This window comes from Streptomyces camponoticapitis (genome assembly GCF_014646115.1).
GTDB classification, from domain to species: domain Bacteria; phylum Actinomycetota; class Actinomycetes; order Streptomycetales; family Streptomycetaceae; genus Streptomyces; species Streptomyces camponoticapitis.
The window spans coordinates 209,553-224,535 of record NZ_BMMV01000006.1 but is presented as its reverse complement, the minus strand read 5'-3'; the positions used below and the strand labels follow the sequence as shown (position 1 = coordinate 224,535).

Here is a 14,983-nt window from a genome sequence, read left to right as displayed (position 1 = left end):
GTGCCGGGCGCCGGCGTGGCCAAAGTGCCGGGAGATACCGGAATGTTCGGGTGTGTGTGCGGGCAGTAAGGCCGAAGTCCCGCTATTGGTATGGACCTTGACGCGGTTGGTCGGTGTCCCTACGGTGGCCAATCAGCTCCATTGTTCACAAGCTCGTTCCCTGTTCGCATATGCGACCCCACACTCCGCAGGAAGGCGCTTGCGATGCGTGCTCGAAGGCTGCTCCCCACCCTCCTCGCCGTTGCCACGACGGCCGGCGTGCTGTCCGCGACGGTCACTCCCGCCCATGCCGCGGTCATCAACGTGAAAACCGCCGCCGAGTTGAAGTCGGCGCTCACCGCCGCCCGGCCCGGCGACACGATCCAGCTCGCCGACGGCCTCTACACCGGAAACTTCAAGGCGCTGGTCGCCGGCACCGCCAACTCCCGCATCACGCTGACCGGTTCGGAGAAGGCCGTGCTCAGCGCGGGCGGCGGCTATGTGCTGCACCTCAACGGCGCCTCCTACTGGACCGTCAAGGGCATCACCCTCACCGGCGCCCAGAAGGGCATCATGGCGGACGGCGCCAACGGCGTCGTCATCGACTCCGTCGTCGTCCACGACCTGGACATGGAAGGTGTCCACTTCCGCCAGAGCAGCCGCGACGGTGTCATCAAGAACTCGCGGATCTACGACACCGGCAACGACGGCCGGGGCATGGGCGAGGGCGTCTACGTCGGCTCCGCCGGAGGCACCTCCGACAAGAGCGACAACGCGCAGATCATCGGCAACACCATCGGCCCCGACGTCGGCGGCGAGGCCATCGACATCAAGGAAGGCACCACCGGCGCGAAGATCATCGGCAACACCTTCGACGGCCGGGGGCTGACCGGTGCCAACTTCGACGACTCCTGGGTCGATGTGAAGGGCAACAACACCCTCGTCGAGAACAACACCGGGAAGAACACCACCAACAACGGTTTCGAGACCCACACCCAGCAGTCGGGCTGGGGCTGCGGCACGGTCTTCCGCGGCAACAAGTCGGATCTGACCGGCGCGACCGGCGACAAGCAGCTCGCGATCAACGTCACCGCCGACACCGCCGGCTGCCGGACGACCGTGCACTCGAACAACACCGTCACCGGCGGCCGCGGCCTGACGAACATCGCCATCACGCCCTGACCGCCGCCCGTATCCGTCGCCATACGCACCGCCGGGCCCTCAGCCCGGCGGTGCGCCGCACAGATCGTCCAAGGCGAACGAGTCCGCCTCACGCTGCAACACCCGCTCGGCCTCCAACTGCGCGAGCAGATCGTCGAGCAGCTCGGTGTCCTCCGGCTTCTCCAGGAATTGCAGTACGGCCCGCTGGAAGGCGCCCCGCAGCGTCGACGGCATGGCGTCGGACGCGTCCACGCAGATCTGATCGGCGTCGTTGAACATCCGCACCACGTCCGCCGAGGCCCCGGTCGGGGCGTTCTTGCCCGTCGTGGCCGCCGTCCGGGTTTTGCCGGACGGGAAATACGGCCGTTCCCCCGGGCCCGCCGCCTCGACCCAGTCGGCCTGCGTCCGGGGCGAGGTGAGTTCCAGCATCAGTTCCCACGCCGCGTCGCTCGGCTTGAACACCGCTGCCATGTCGCCCGAGACCTCGAAGACGTTCCTGTTCTTCGGCGGCCAGTCGATGAACCGGGAGGTCGGAGCGGGCGTCACGTCGTCGCCGTAGTGGCGGCCGATGAAGGAACCCTGGTGCTCGCGAGTGCAGTCCTTCCCTTTCAGAAGGCCGTAGCTGCCCGCGCCCAGCTGTTCGAAGTGCCTGGTGAGCGAGGACCGGCCGTTCCCGGGCTGGTCGGCGGCGAGCAGGGTGGCCCAGTCCTGCCACGCCTGCTTCACGGGCTCTCCGTCCCACGGCAGTCGGCCGGTGGCGAAATCCTCGTACACCGCGTGTCCCTGGCGTTGCAGCAGCAGATCCTCGATCCAGTCCGTGCCGGGCCACCCGGAGGTCGCGCCCGAGGCCATGCCCAGACACCACACGGCTTCTTCCGGCCCCGCGTCCTCCTCGCCCGCTCTGCTCCAGACGATGGACTTGAGGTCCACCCGAATGGGAACCCAGTACGTGTGTCTGACCGTGCCCGCCGCGGTGGTGACCGAGAGACTGGGTGCCCACGGCAAGATTGCCTTGTTCTCCACGTCCCCCTCCAGCGGCTGGGCGTCCCCGTTGAGCGCGTACTCGGCGAGCTCACCGGGGCCGTTGAGGATCGCCACGTCGGGCGGGGTGTCCGTCCGCAGCTGGGCGACCAGTGTCTCGCGCAGCGAGCGTGTGCCCTTGTACACGTACTGCCGGCCCGTTCGTTCCCCTATCTTCGCGAGCGTCGTCTTGAACGGCGTCTCCTCGCCGTCCGTCCATGGGCCGAGAACCACCAGCGTCGGCTCCTCCTCGGCCGCGCAGCCCGCCGAGAGGAGGGCCGCCCCGGCGAGAAGGGCGCCCGCGAGCACCGGGCGGAAGAGACGGTACGCAGCCCTCACGGCGTCCTCCAGAAGATCTTCAAGTGTCTTCGGCCGTAGTGGAACAGTGTGAAACCCGACGCCACGGCGCCCACCGAGCCGACGGTCAGGGCGACTTCGGCGGCCAGCGCCCATTGGCCCGGATGAGTGCCGCGCAGGGCGACGGCCAGTTTCTCGTCCAGATCCTCGATCGTCAGCTCTGCCTTGGGCGTCGCGAGCACCGCGGACAGCTCGATGCCCGCGTGCCGCACTTCCCGCTGAGCGCGGTGCTGGCCGACGGCGCCCAGGACCAGCACCCCGAGGACCAGGGGGACGGGCAGCGCGTACATCACCAGCAGCAGGCTGCGCACATGCAACCGGTCCCGGATGAAGTCCAGGGTGCCGACGACCGCCAACAGGAAAACGAGCAACGCCAGCAGGGCTCCCGACGCCGTCACGGCGGACAGTGCGCTCCAGCCCGAGAGCTTCGACGCGTCCGCGTCCAGCTCCCCTTCGAGGGCCTCGATGCGGTCGAGCACGGCCATGGGCTCGGGCGGGTTGCCCGTGTCGTGCAGCAGACTCTCCGCGTAGGCCAGCCCCGCCGTGCGCAGGACCCTGTTCTCGTGATGGCTGTCGGACCAGCGTATCCAGTCGTCATAGGCGACCACGAGCCCGGACACCACACGCACCTCCTGCTCCTGGGCGGTGCGCAGCGCCTTGGTCTGCGCGATGTTGTTGAGGCTCTGCTCCGCCTCGGTCAGCAGCGACGGATACCTCTCGCCGAGCCCGACGAGACCGATCTGGGACAGGGGAGGTCTGTGGCTGTGGCCGAGACGTCGGGTGGCTTCGACGTCCGCGAGGTGCAACGACGTTCTGGCGTGGGCCAGTTCGACCATGGCGGGGGCGTAGCGCTCGCGCAGCTGCTGCGTACGGCCGTGCAGGTCGAGGTACGCCGTCCCGGCGAGCGCCAGGACGGTCAGCGCGAGCGCGGGCAGCAGCAGCATGCGGCTGAACAGGAACGGGGCGGTGTGCCGCCGCTTGCCCGTGGCGGGCCTGCGGCCGGCGGACCAGCGCCACGTCGGCCGTCCTGTCGAATGCCACACGGCGCGGCCCGTCGACCGCCCCGCGGCCCGGGCGGACCGGAGCAACGCGGGCACGGTGAACCGGCGGCCCATCACCGCTCCCCGGCTGCGGTGTCCGCCTCCGCCGGCGAGTCAGGGGCCCGGCCGCGCAGCCGGCCCGGCCGCCAACCCCGCAGTCGGCCCTGGCGCTGCTCGCCCCTGCTGTGGGCGAACGCGAACGGGCGGGTGCGGTAGGCGTTGTCCAGCAGAGCCCGCTCCAGGGTGGTGTGCTCGCGCGAGGTGGTACGGGGCACCTGCTCGGAGAGCCGCTCATAGCCGGCGCCCAGTTGTTTCCGCAGCTCGTGCTCGGTGCGAGGCATCGGGACCTCGTCGTCCAGCGCCCGGCGGAGCGTGCGCAGCGGATCCGGTTCCGGGGGAGTGGCGACCAGCCGGAGCAACAGCTCCAACAGGTCGGTGCGCAGGCGCTCGTGTGCGAGACGGTCCGTCAGCCCCTCGTATCTGGCCAGCCGGTGCAGCGCCTCGCACGCCTTCTTGGCGGCGGCCACGGTGGGCGGGGAGCCGTCGGCCGGCAGATCCGCGTGGATACGCACCATGCCGGTGCGGGCCGCGGTGCGGTGCCGCGAGTCGGCGGGAACGGCTTCTAGCCGGCCGAGGGCGAGTCCGGTGTCGCCGTCCGCCAGATGGATACGGGCCAGGCCGAAGGCGGCGCTGCCCAGCGCGTGGTTGCGCTTCCACACCGCGCTGTAGAAGACCATCGCCTCCTGCGGGCGGTCGAGGACCTCGTGGCAGTAGCCGAGCGCGAGCTTGGGCGCGTACTCGCCGGGAATCGCCGCGTACACCTCGTCGAAGTCCCGCAGCGCCGACGCCGTGTCGTCTCCGGCGAGATGGAGCAGCCCCTGGTGCCAGCGCAGCCGCCAGTCGGACTCGGCCAGCGCGCCGACGGCGGCCTGGGCCCGCCCCAACTCGGCCGTGGCCGACGCCAGATGTCTGCCCGCGTCGGCCGACTGGTAGCGGCCCACCTCCAGGTGGAGACGGCAGCGCAGGAGCGCCAGCTCGGGGGAGAGCTGCCAGTCGGCGCTGAGCTGGAGCAGCCCGGCCGGATCGTCGTACGACGTGCGCTGCAGCTCCTTCCAGTTCGGGTCCTGCGGGCTCACCTTGGGCACGGGCAGGCCGACGGCCACCTCGGCCGGTTCCGGCGGCCGTATGGCCAGGGGCCGCTTCTCGTTCCCGCCGTGCCGCCACTGTTCGAGGGGCGGCGCCTTGCCGAGCTCGCCGTCGAGCGCGGCGGGCGCGACCGAGAACAGCGGTGAGGGCTCGAACGTCTCCTCGTCGAGGCGCAGCGAGCGCAACTCGCGCAGCACGCCGCGGAGCTGCACGGACATCTCCTGCGCGTCGGCGAACCGGTCCTCGGGCCGCGGTGCCCGCGCCCGGTGCAGGACCCGCTGGAGTGAGGTCGTACCGAGGTCGGCGGGGCGCGCGGGGACCCGGTCGAGCAGTTCCTGGAGGACGGCCCCGACCGCGTACAGGTCGGCCGCCACCGTCACCTTGGTGGAACCGCCGAGTTCGGGAGCGGGATAGGTGACCGGGCCCGCGTGACCGATCTTCCGTACGCCCGCCACATCGATGAGCTTGATGCCGGTGCCGCAGTGGATGACGTTGGTGAGGGACAGGTCGCCGTAGACGAAGCCCTCGTCCTCGTGCAGATAGCGCAGAGCGTCCAGGATCAGCAGTCCGTAGACGGAGATGAACTCATGGACGCGATAGCCGTCGAACGGCGCCGCGTTGCGCGCGATCTGCTCGGCGACCCACTGGAGCGGCGCGCCGTCCGCGAACTCCATCACGATGAACCGGGCCTTGTTCGCCGGGTGTTCGGGCTCTTCCGGGCGGCCGGGATGCCGGGCGTAGTTGAACACCTTGATGATCGAGGGGTGGTTGAGACTGACCAGCCGGAGCAGTTCGAGCCGGGAGATCCACCGGTCGGTCGGGTCGTCGGGATCCCGTACGCCCTTCAGCGCCACCGGACGGCTGTCCAGCATCTGGTCGCGGGCCAGATACACCTGACCGTAACTGCCCTCGCCGAGCAGTCCGACGACCTTGTACTGCTGGTGCAGCTCCTGGCCGTGTACGAGACCGGCGTCCGGCTCCTCCGGGGTCTCCGGGCCGGCGTCGGGCTCGGGCTCGACGAATGCGTCCGGATCGGCGACGGTGATGTGCGGCAGATCGGTGAGGCCGCCGCCGGACGGATTCACGACGTACTCACCGGGTGAGTTGGGGCGGTCGAGGAGTTGTACGGCGGCCCCGGTCCCCTGGACGGCCTCCTCGACGGCGATGTCGAGCAGGAAGAGGTCGTACGCGAGGGCGGCGCTCTTCTGCGGTACCTCGCCGTCCGTACGCAACTCGGCCAGCCGCGAGGCCAGTTGGCGGTACACCGGCCGCGGCGCGTCGGTGATGCTCCCGTCCCCGGAGTGCGCGAACAGCCTTCGGAACCTCTTCTCCAGCTCGGCGAGCACGGCGAGTCGCGCCGCGACCGCGGTCGTGCGGCGCTCGGCCCACGCGTCGTCGAGCAGACTGTCCACGACCCCTTCGAGCAGCGGGGACGCCGGGTCGCGGAAGACGAGCAGCAACCGGGTCAGCCGGCCCTTCCGCAATGCTTTGAGCAGCGGCAACGCCGCCTCGCCCGTCGGGGCGGTCCTGTCGACCGAGAGGAAGGCGGCGGAGATCGGCGGGCCCTCCCCGGCGATCAGCGCCAGCAGGCGGTCGTGCTCGTCCGGTGTCTCTCGCTTCTCCGGCCCCTCATGCTCGTGCGGTCCGTGCCGTACGTCCGGTCCGGTGAGGCCGGACGGTCCCACCAGGCCGATGCGTTCGGCGGTGCGGGCGACCAGCTCGCCCGCCGTCCGGCCCTGGGCGTCCACGGCCATGTCGATCGAGCCGACGGGAGGTCCGGTGGCGTCGCCGCGGCCGGCCGGCCGCGGGTTGCGTTCCCGGTCGGCGAGATTGAGCGTCGCGTAGATCGCCGAGATGTCGTCGGGACGGCCGTCGCGGGCGAAGACCAGCTCGACCGGTTCGGTGGCCGTGCGCCTGCCGGCCGCCGGGTCTGCCCCGGACACCGGATCCGGGGCGGGGGCCGGTGCCGTGCCCGTCGCCGGAGTCGCGTCGATGAGCCAGTGGGTCACCTTGCGGCGCAGGGCGGCGGAGCGGCTCGAACCGCTCCTGGGCGGATCGATGGGGATGGTGTGCGACAGGGCCGCGCGTCCCGTCACCTTCAACTCGTCCCGGTGATCGGCCGACCGGGGCCGCAGGACCGACAGATACCGCAGGATCGTCTCGGTCGGGATCATGTAGGCGTAGTCGACCGAGAACCGGTGGTCCTTGTATCGGTACGTCATGATGCCGATGACCCCGCCCGTGCCGGTGTGCACCACACCGCCGCCGCTGTAGCCGGGGCGTACCGCGAACGACTCGTCGACCGGATTGAGCTGGACCCACTCGGAATACCGGGCCGGGCCGCCGCGCCCCATGAGGCGGGCGTTGATGGTCTCGCCGCCGGGCAGCTCGTCCGTATAGCCGACGGAGTGCACCAGTTCGTTGAGAGCCGGGATCTGGCGGTGCAGCACGGCCGTTTCCACCGGAGGCACGGAGTCCAGCTTCAGCAGTGCGATGTCGGCGCTGAAGTGCGAGGTCGGCGGCCTGAGGTGGTCGGCAAGCACCTCGGCCCGCAGCCGCAGGGGTGGCTGCGCGTAGCTGCCGGGGAATTCCGCGTACAGCCGCTCGACCGGCCGGGGCGGATCCTCGCGCCGGCCCGCTCCCCCTGAACCGTCCGGCCCGCGGCGGGTTTTGTACAGCACCACATGGGCGCAGGTGAGCACCAGCCCACCCGGCAGCAGCACGCCCGCACCGAGCGGCGGGGCGGCGCTGTTCTCCCCCTCGACCAGCCGGACCCGCCAAGGGCCCTCCTGTGACGGGGAGTTGGATGTGGACTCCAGCTGCCTCATACTGCTCAACAATAACCACGGGGTGTGACAACTGACCCCCACTGGGTAACGAGAGGGCTGGAATGGGCGGACGTGGGGGACGCGGCGGGCACGACGGCGAGGAGACCGTCGGTCTCGCCGAGGTGATCGGCCGGATCCGCGAGGAGCTGGAAGCGGCACAACAGGCCGGCCTCGAGAAAAGCCTCAAGTTCCGGGTGGAGCGGGTGCACGTCGAGTTCTCCGTGCAGGTGCGGCGCGAGGGCACCGGGAGGGGCGGCCTGAACATCGGCGTCGTCACGGCCGAGGCGGGCGGGACGGCGGCGCGCGAGAGCATGCACCGCATCGAGATCGAGTTGATGCCGCACGACAGGGACGGCCAGTCGGGAGAGTGGGGCGCCTTCGTGGGCGGGCCGGGATGGTCCAGGGACGTGGGCGAGGAGGTGCCGGACGAGAGGAGGTCCCCGTCCGGCACCTGAGGGGAGCGGCGGCCCGGATGCCGCCCCGGATCAGCCGGCCGCGTCCGAGCCCGCCATCAGGACCGGCGGGGGAAGGATCACTTCCCGCTCGATCTGTCCGCTCTCCCGGCCGCCCACCGACCAGGTGCCGAGGGTCAGTTCGGCCGTGATGCCGGGACCGAAGCCGGCGATCACCCCGCGCGCGCCGTGCTCGGCGCCGCCGTCCTCGAAGAACCTGTCCAGCGCGTCGAAGATGACGGCGCTCGCGATGTTGCCGCGCTCGGTGAGGGTCGCTCTGCTGTAGCGGAACATCTCCGCCCCCACGTCGAGGTACTGGCAGAGGTCGTCCAGGATCCTGGGGCCTCCGGCGTGCACGATGTAGAAGTCCAGTCCGGAGATGTCCCAGTCGTGCGGCTCGGCCATCTCCCGCATGGCGGGCGCGAGTACGGACATGGTGCCGGGCACCCGCTTGTCGAGCATGAAGTGGAATCCGGTGTCACGGACCGCGTAGGAGATCCAGTCCTCCGTGTCGGGCACCAGATGGGAGCCGTTGCGCTCCAGTTGTACGCCGGTGCCTCCCTCGCCGCGTACCACCGCGGCGGCGACGGCGTCCCCGAAGAGACCGTTGGAGAGCAGATTGCCCACCGCGAGGTCCGTCGGCTGATAGCAGAGCGAGCAGAACTCGCAGGACACGATCAGCACGTTCGACCGCGGGTACGCGGAGCAGAAGTCGTGCGCCCGGTTGATGGCCGCACCGCCCGCGGCGCAGCCCAGTTGAGCGATCGGCAGCTGCCGGGTCTCCGGTCGGAAGCCCATGCTGTTGATGAGCCACGCGGTCATCGAGGGCATCATGAAGCCCGTGCACGACACGTAGACGATCATGTCGATGTCCCGCGGCGTCAGTTCGGCGTGGCCCAGGGCCCGGACGACCGCCTCCGGCACCCGGGTCTTCGCCTCGGCCTCGTAGACGGCGTTACGGGTGGTGAAGCCCGGATGCTTGAGTGTCGTCTCGATGGGCTGCACCAGACGTCTTGTCCGGACACCGGTGTTGCTGATGAGCCGCACGGCGAGTTCGAGTTGGGGGTGGTCGGGGTGGAGCTCCCGTGCCAGTTCCACGGTCTGTTCCAGGGTGATGACGTGCTCGGGGACGGCGATGGCGGGCCTGCACAGAGTTGCCATGATCAGCTCCTTACCAGGTGACCGGCAGGGCGAGCGGGTATCGCCAGATCGAGACGGTGTTCCACCGCACCTCCTCCGCCGGGACGGCCAGACGAAGGTCGGGGAAACGGGTGAGCAGTGTGCCGATGGCGACTTGGAGCACCATGCGCGCCAGGTGGGCGCCCAGGCAGTGGTGGCTGCCGTACCCGAAGGTCATGTGCACGGCGGGGTTCTCGCGGTGGAAGTCCAGCTCGTCCGGCCGGTCGTAGGCGAGTTCGTCACGGTTGGCCGTCAGGTAGGACACGTGCACCGTGTCGCCGGCCTTGATGACCACACCGTCGAACTCGACGTCCTCCGTCGCCACTCGGGGGATGCCGACGCCCTGGCGGAAGGGGATGTGACGCAGCAGCTCCTCAAGTGCCCGCGGGAGCAGTTCGGGCCGGGCGCGCAGCTCGGCCGCGTGCTCGGGCCGGGTCAGCAGCGTGTAGACGATGTTGCTGATGTTGTACGTGGTGGTGTCGTGACCGGTGATCACCAGGAGCATCGCCAGCACGGCGAGTTCGTCCGCGTCGAGCATCTCCTCGCCGATGCGGGCGGTGGCCAGGCCGCTGATCAGGTCATCGCCGGGCGCCCGCCGCCGCTCCGCCGTCAGCTCGGAGAAGTAGGCCCGCAGCCATGCCTTCGCCTCGACCGCCGAACTCCGGTCGGCCGCGTTCATGGACATCATGTCCATGGCGCGCTGCCGCAGTTGGGGACGGTCCGCCTCGGGGACGTCCAGCAGCTCGCAGATCGTCATCAGCGGCAGCCGGTCCGCGAGGTGGTCGGCGATGTCGGCCGGAGCGCCGCTCTTCTCCATGGTGTCCAGCAGAGTGTCCACGGTCCGCTGGGTCCATGGGCGCAGCGCCTCCACCTGCGGGGTGGTGAAGGCCTTGGTGATCAGCCTGCGCACCCTGTTGAGCGCGGGCGGGTCCATCAGGTTGATCGACTCGGACTGCGCGATGGGCGCCGGAGTGATCCGGGGGAAGTCCCGCCCGATCAGGGCGGCTCTGCTGAAGCGGCGGTCCGAGGTGACGGTTTTCACGTCCTCGTACCGGGTCACCAGCCAGCATTCGCCCTCGCCGTACGGCATACGCACACGGGCGACGGGTGCCTCGACACGCATCCGGGTCATGAAGGGGTCGGGTTCCAGGGCCTCGTCATGGCGGAAGGGGCAGGTCTGTACTGAGTCAACGCCGGTCATCACAGCACTCCCACGGCAAGGATGGTCACTCAGGGTGACGTTGGCAACTTTGAGTTCATTCCGTGTGGGGAGTGCCGCCATGCGCGGCGATGCCAAGCTCACCTGTACGGGTAACCGGCGGTCTCGGGCGCACTCGCTCCGACACCGTGTGCGGACTTCGAAGAGACGTAGTCATACATTCGGCCATCTGCTTATGGAGCCTTTACAGCGCTCCGCGGAGCGTTACGGCGCACGCCCGGCGGGGTGGCGGAGCCGCGAACGCGCCGGAGCGCGACCACCTCGCTCGTACACCTGACCGAAGCGGTCAACGTGGCTTCCGCGCGGGTGTGATGGAGGTCGGGGCGGGTGCCCGGAGCGCTGTCCCCACGCTCTAGGGTGAACGCCATGTCCACCCCTGAACTGATCCGCATCGTCTCCCGCGACTCGCCGATGGCGCTCGCACAGGTGGAGCGAGTGCGTGCCGAACTGACCGCGCTCCACCCCGGCATCGCGACCGAGGTCGTCCCGGTCAAGACGACCGGTGACAAGTGGATGGGCGATCTCTCGCTGGTGGAGGGGAAGGGCGCCTTCACCAAAGAGGTCGACGCCGCCCTCCTCGCCGGACAGGCCGACCTCGCGGTGCACTGCGTGAAGGACGTGCCCGCCGACCGGCCGCTGCCCGCCGGGACGGTCTTCGCCGCCTTCCTGAAGAGGGACGACATCCGCGACGCCCTGGTCCACCCCGGCGGACGCACCCTCGACGAGCTGCCCGCGGGCACCAGGATCGGTACGTCGTCCGTACGGCGCGTCGCCCAGCTCGCCGCCTCCCACCCGCACCTCCTCTGCGTACCGATGCGTGGAAACGCCAACCGCCGGCTGGAGAAGCTCGCGGCCGGCGAGGCCGACGCCCTGCTGCTGGCCGTCGCGGGTCTGGAGCGGATCGGGCGCACCGACGTCATCACCGAAGCCCTTCCGGTGGACCTCATGTGCCCGCCCATCGGCGCCGGGATCCTCGCGCTCCAGTGCCGCGAGGACGACACCGACACCATCGACGCGGTCTCCGGGCTCGGTGACCCGGACACGTACAAGGAAGCCTCCGCGGAGCGGATGTTCCTCCATGTCCTCCAGGGGCACTGCAACAGCCCGATCGCCGGATTCGCGCACGCGGAGCGCAGTGGCGGCCTCTCCCTGCGCGCCCGGGTCTTCACCCCGGACGGCAAGACGGTCCTCAACGCGCACGAGTGGGCGGGCCCGCTCGACCCGGCGACCCTCGGCACGTCCGTGGCCGTGGCACTCCTCCGGCAGGGAGCGCGCGAGTTGATCGACTCCATCGCTCACTGAGGTTCCCGCTCGCCCGTCGCCTGGCCGAAACCCGTTCGCCCAGGGCGAGTTGACACACAGCCGTCACACAAGAGCGGAATGGACGACCGGCGGGCGCGGGTTCTCGGGGACATGACTGTGGGAGTAGCACTCAACGCGACGGATCCCGACAACCAGATCGACGCCACCGTAACGCTCGCCCAGGAGGCCGCGGCGGCGGGACTGCGGTCCGCCTGGTTCGGCCAGACCTTCGGCGCCGACTCGCCGCAACTCGCCGCGATCGTGGGACGTGAGGTACCGGACCTCCAGGTGGGTACGTCCGCGATCCCCGTATTCGGACGGCACCCGCTGATCGTGTCGAGCCAGGCGCTGACCGCGCAGGCGGCCACGCACGGCCGCTACCATCTCGGGCTCGCGCTCGGCACCAGGTTTCTCACCGAGGGCGGCTTCGGCATCCCGTTCGAACGCCCCGTCGCGCGGCTGCGTGAATTCCTCACCGTCCTGCGGCAGTTGACCGAGACCGGCAGCGCCGACTTCGAGGGCGAGCTGCTCAGCGCCCACACCCCCATGCCGGCGCGGGTGCCGGGAGCCGACTCCGGTGTGCCCGTGCTGGTCGCCGCGATGGGCCCCCAGGCGCTCCGCGCCACCGGGGAACTGGCGGACGGGATCCTGCCGTACCTCGCCGGGCCGCGTGCGCTGGCCGAGCACATCGTGCCCACCGTCACCGCGGCGGCGGAGGCCGCCGGCCGCCCCGCGCCCCGGATCGTCGCGCTCGTGCACGGTGTGGTCACGGACGACGTCGACGCCGTACGCGAGACGGCCACCGACGCGCTCGCCTTCTACGAGCAGATCCCGTCCTACGCGCGTGCCATCGAGCTCTCCGGCGGCGAACGCGCCGTCGACGTCGCCGTGATAGGCGACGAACGGACGGTGGCGGCCGAGGTGCGCCGCTACCGGGACGCCGGGGCGACGGAGGTCGTGTTCGCGGGCACGGAGATCGCGGGGGACGCCGACCGGCGGCGCACCTGGGACCTCCTCGGCGGACTCGCCGGCTGACCGCGCACTCGGCGTCCACCACTGGCAAAGCGCCTGGTCAGGCCCCTGCCCACAGCTCGGGCAGGGGCACTGTCAGTGGTGGGCGGCAAGATGTGAGACATGACGACACCCGCAGCCGTACTTGTCGACGCAGCCGCCTACGCCGTCGCGGTGGAGACCGCGACGAAGGCCGCCGCCGCCTACTACGCGACGGGCGAGAGCGCCCTCGACGACGACGCCTACGACCGTCTGGCGCGGGGCATAGCGGCCTACGAGGCCGCTCACCCGGACGAGATCTCCGCCGACTCGCCCAGCGGGAAGGTGGCGGGCGGCGCGGTCGTCGGGGACGTACCGCACACGGTGCCGATGCTGTCCCTGGACAATGTTTTCGGTGGTGACGAGTTCACCGTCTGGGCCGCGTCGGTGGAGCGCCGGATCGGGCGCCCGGTCGAGCGCTGGAGCGTCGAGCCGAAGCTGGACGGCCTGGCCGTCGCCGCCAGGTACGAGGAGGGCCGGCTGGCCCGGCTCATCACGCGCGGGGACGGGCTCGCGGGCGAGGACGTCTCGCACGCCATCGGGATGATCATGGGTCTGCCCGACCGCCTCACGGAGCCTGTCACGCTCGAAGTGCGCGGTGAGGTCCTGATGACCACCGACCAGTTCGAACAGGCCAACACGCTCCGCACGAGCCACGGCGGGACGCCGTTCGCGAACCCGCGCAGTGCCGCTGCCGGCAGCGTCAGAGCCAAGGACCGTCCGTACCAGGTGGAGATGACGTTCTTCGCGTACGCGGCCCTGCCCATCTCCGATACCGGTGCCGACCTGGCCGCCTCGTTGGCCGCGCTGCCACACGGCGAGGTGCTCACGTATGTGGCGGGTCTGGGCGTGCACACGACGGCCGGCACCACCGTTCCGCCCAGGACGGTGACCGACGCCGAGGCCGTGCGCGTCCGCGTGGAGGAGATCGCGGCGCTCCGGGCGGAGCTGCCGTTCGGTATCGACGGCATCGTCATCAAGGCCGACGCCGCGGCGGACCAGCTGGCCGCCGGATCGGGCTCCCGCGCGCCCCGCTGGGCGATCGCCTGGAAGCTTCCGGCGGTCGAGAAGGTGACACGGCTGCTGGACGTGGAGTGGAACGTCGGCCGGACGGGCACCATCGCGCCCCGAGCCGTCCTGGAGCCGGTCGAGATAGACGGATCGACCGTCGCCTACGCCACCCTCCACAACCCGAACGACATCACCCGCCGTGACCTGCGGATCGGCGACCACGTGATGGTGTACAAGGCGGGCGACATCATCCCCCGGGTCGAGGCGCCCGTGGCACACCTGCGCACCGGCGACGAGAAGGCCATCGTCTTCCCCGAGGTGTGCCCCCAGTGCGGCTCGGAGATCGACACCTCGGAGCAGCGGTGGCGCTGTGTCCGGGGCCGTAACTGCCATGTCGTCGCCTCCATCTCGTACGCCGCCGGACGCGATCAGTTCGACATCGAGGGGCTGGGCGCGACCCGTGTCGTCCAGCTCGTCGACTCCGGTCTCATCGCGGACATCGGCGATCTGTTCACCCTCACCCGTGAGCAGATCCTCGGCCTCGACCGGATGGGGGAGACCAGCACGGACAATCTCCTGGCCGCGATCGAGCGGGCCAAGGGGCAGCCGCTGTCCCGCGTACTGGCCGCCCTCGGGGTGCGCGGCACCGGCCGCTCCATGTCCCGCCGGATCGCACGGCACTTCGCCTCGATGGAGCTGTTGTGCGCCGCGGACGAGGCGGCGATGCAGCGTGTCGACGGGATCGGGGTGGAGAAGGCCCCGACGATCGTGGCGGAGCTGGCCGAGCTGGCCGGCCTCGTCGAGAAGCTGCGCGCCGCCGGGGTCAACATGATCGAGCCCGGCGCCACGCCCCCGTCCGACGATCCGGCGGCTTCCGAGGACGGTGAAGTCGCCGCGCCGGGCGGCCCGTTGGACGGTATGACCGTGGTCGTCACGGGCGCGATGACTGGCCCTCTGGAGAAGCTTTCGCGCAACCAGGTGAACGAACTGATCGAGCGGGCGGGCGGCAAGTCCTCCTCCAGCGTCTCCAAGCGCACGTCCCTGCTGGTCGCGGGGGAGAACGCCGGATCCAAGCGGGAGAAGGCCGAACAGCTCGGTACGCGCATAGCCTCGCCCGACGAGTTCGCGGAGCTGATCGCGGAGCTTCTCGACGACAGTGACAGCGCCGCCGATGGGGCCGATGGGGCCGGCGGTGACAGCGCCGCCGCCGCGGGGCGGTGACGCGGAGGGCATCGGGCG

The 14,983-nt window shown here is 70.5% G+C and carries 10 protein-coding genes; 5 read left to right on the top strand and 5 right to left on the bottom strand.

Annotated features, from left to right (window positions below):
• Window positions 1-204: 204 nt before the first annotated feature.
• Window positions 205-1,161, top strand: a complete 957-nt coding sequence (locus IEY79_RS11715) for a right-handed parallel beta-helix repeat-containing protein (protein WP_189107339.1) — start codon at window positions 205-207, stop codon at window positions 1,159-1,161.
• A 39-nt stretch (window positions 1,162-1,200) separates the two neighbouring features.
• On the opposite strand, the gene IEY79_RS11710 is transcribed toward IEY79_RS11715, so the two are convergent.
• From IEY79_RS11710 to IEY79_RS11700, 3 genes are read right to left on the bottom strand one after another with little or no spacing between them, the layout of a single operon-like run.
• Window positions 1,201-2,499, bottom strand: coding sequence for an extracellular solute-binding protein (locus IEY79_RS11710; protein WP_229700812.1), 1,299 nt, complete (start codon window positions 2,497-2,499; stop codon window positions 1,201-1,203).
• A complete protein-coding gene (locus IEY79_RS11705) occupies window positions 2,496-3,632 on the bottom strand; it encodes a GlnX family signal transduction membrane protein (RefSeq protein ID WP_189107338.1) in 1,137 nt (378 codons plus the stop codon). Before IEY79_RS11705 ends, IEY79_RS11710 begins: the two co-directional genes overlap by 4 nt.
• The gene (locus IEY79_RS11700; RefSeq protein WP_189107337.1) at window positions 3,632-7,531 is read right to left on the bottom strand and encodes a tetratricopeptide repeat protein; all 3,900 of its coding nucleotides are present in this window, start codon (window positions 7,529-7,531) and stop codon (window positions 3,632-3,634) included. Before IEY79_RS11700 ends, IEY79_RS11705 begins: the two co-directional genes overlap by 1 nt.
• A gap of 62 nt (window positions 7,532-7,593) precedes the next feature.
• Here IEY79_RS11700 and IEY79_RS11695 point away from each other — a divergent pair, with 62 nt between their 5' ends.
• On the top strand, window positions 7,594-7,986 hold the full coding sequence (locus IEY79_RS11695) for a trypco2 family protein (protein ID WP_229700811.1): 393 nt from the start codon (window positions 7,594-7,596) through the stop codon (window positions 7,984-7,986).
• 30 nt (window positions 7,987-8,016) lie between these two features.
• Here IEY79_RS11695 and IEY79_RS11690 read toward each other — a convergent pair whose 3' ends face one another.
• Together IEY79_RS11690 and IEY79_RS11685 are read right to left on the bottom strand one after the other, a co-directional pair.
• Window positions 8,017-9,144: a type III polyketide synthase gene (locus IEY79_RS11690; RefSeq protein WP_189107336.1), complete on the bottom strand. Its 1,128-nt coding sequence runs from the start codon at window positions 9,142-9,144 to the stop codon at window positions 8,017-8,019.
• Between the two features lie 10 nt (window positions 9,145-9,154).
• Window positions 9,155-10,363 (bottom strand): cytochrome P450, encoded by a 1,209-nt coding sequence (locus IEY79_RS11685; RefSeq protein ID WP_189107335.1) that lies wholly within the window; start codon window positions 10,361-10,363, stop codon window positions 9,155-9,157.
• A 384-nt stretch (window positions 10,364-10,747) separates the two neighbouring features.
• Between IEY79_RS11685 and hemC the strand changes: the two genes are divergently transcribed.
• The 3 genes from hemC to ligA all read left to right on the top strand — a co-directional run bounded on the left by hemC (window position 10,748) and on the right by ligA (window position 14,965).
• On the top strand, window positions 10,748-11,683 hold the full coding sequence (hemC, locus tag IEY79_RS11680; RefSeq protein ID WP_189107334.1) for a hydroxymethylbilane synthase: 936 nt from the start codon (window positions 10,748-10,750) through the stop codon (window positions 11,681-11,683).
• A 111-nt stretch (window positions 11,684-11,794) separates the two neighbouring features.
• Window positions 11,795-12,718 (top strand): LLM class F420-dependent oxidoreductase, encoded by a 924-nt coding sequence (locus tag IEY79_RS11675; protein WP_189107333.1) that lies wholly within the window; start codon window positions 11,795-11,797, stop codon window positions 12,716-12,718.
• A 99-nt stretch (window positions 12,719-12,817) separates the two neighbouring features.
• Window positions 12,818-14,965, top strand: a complete 2,148-nt coding sequence (gene ligA / locus IEY79_RS11670) for an NAD-dependent DNA ligase LigA (RefSeq protein ID WP_189107332.1) — start codon at window positions 12,818-12,820, stop codon at window positions 14,963-14,965.
• Window positions 14,966-14,983 lie beyond the last annotated feature (18 nt).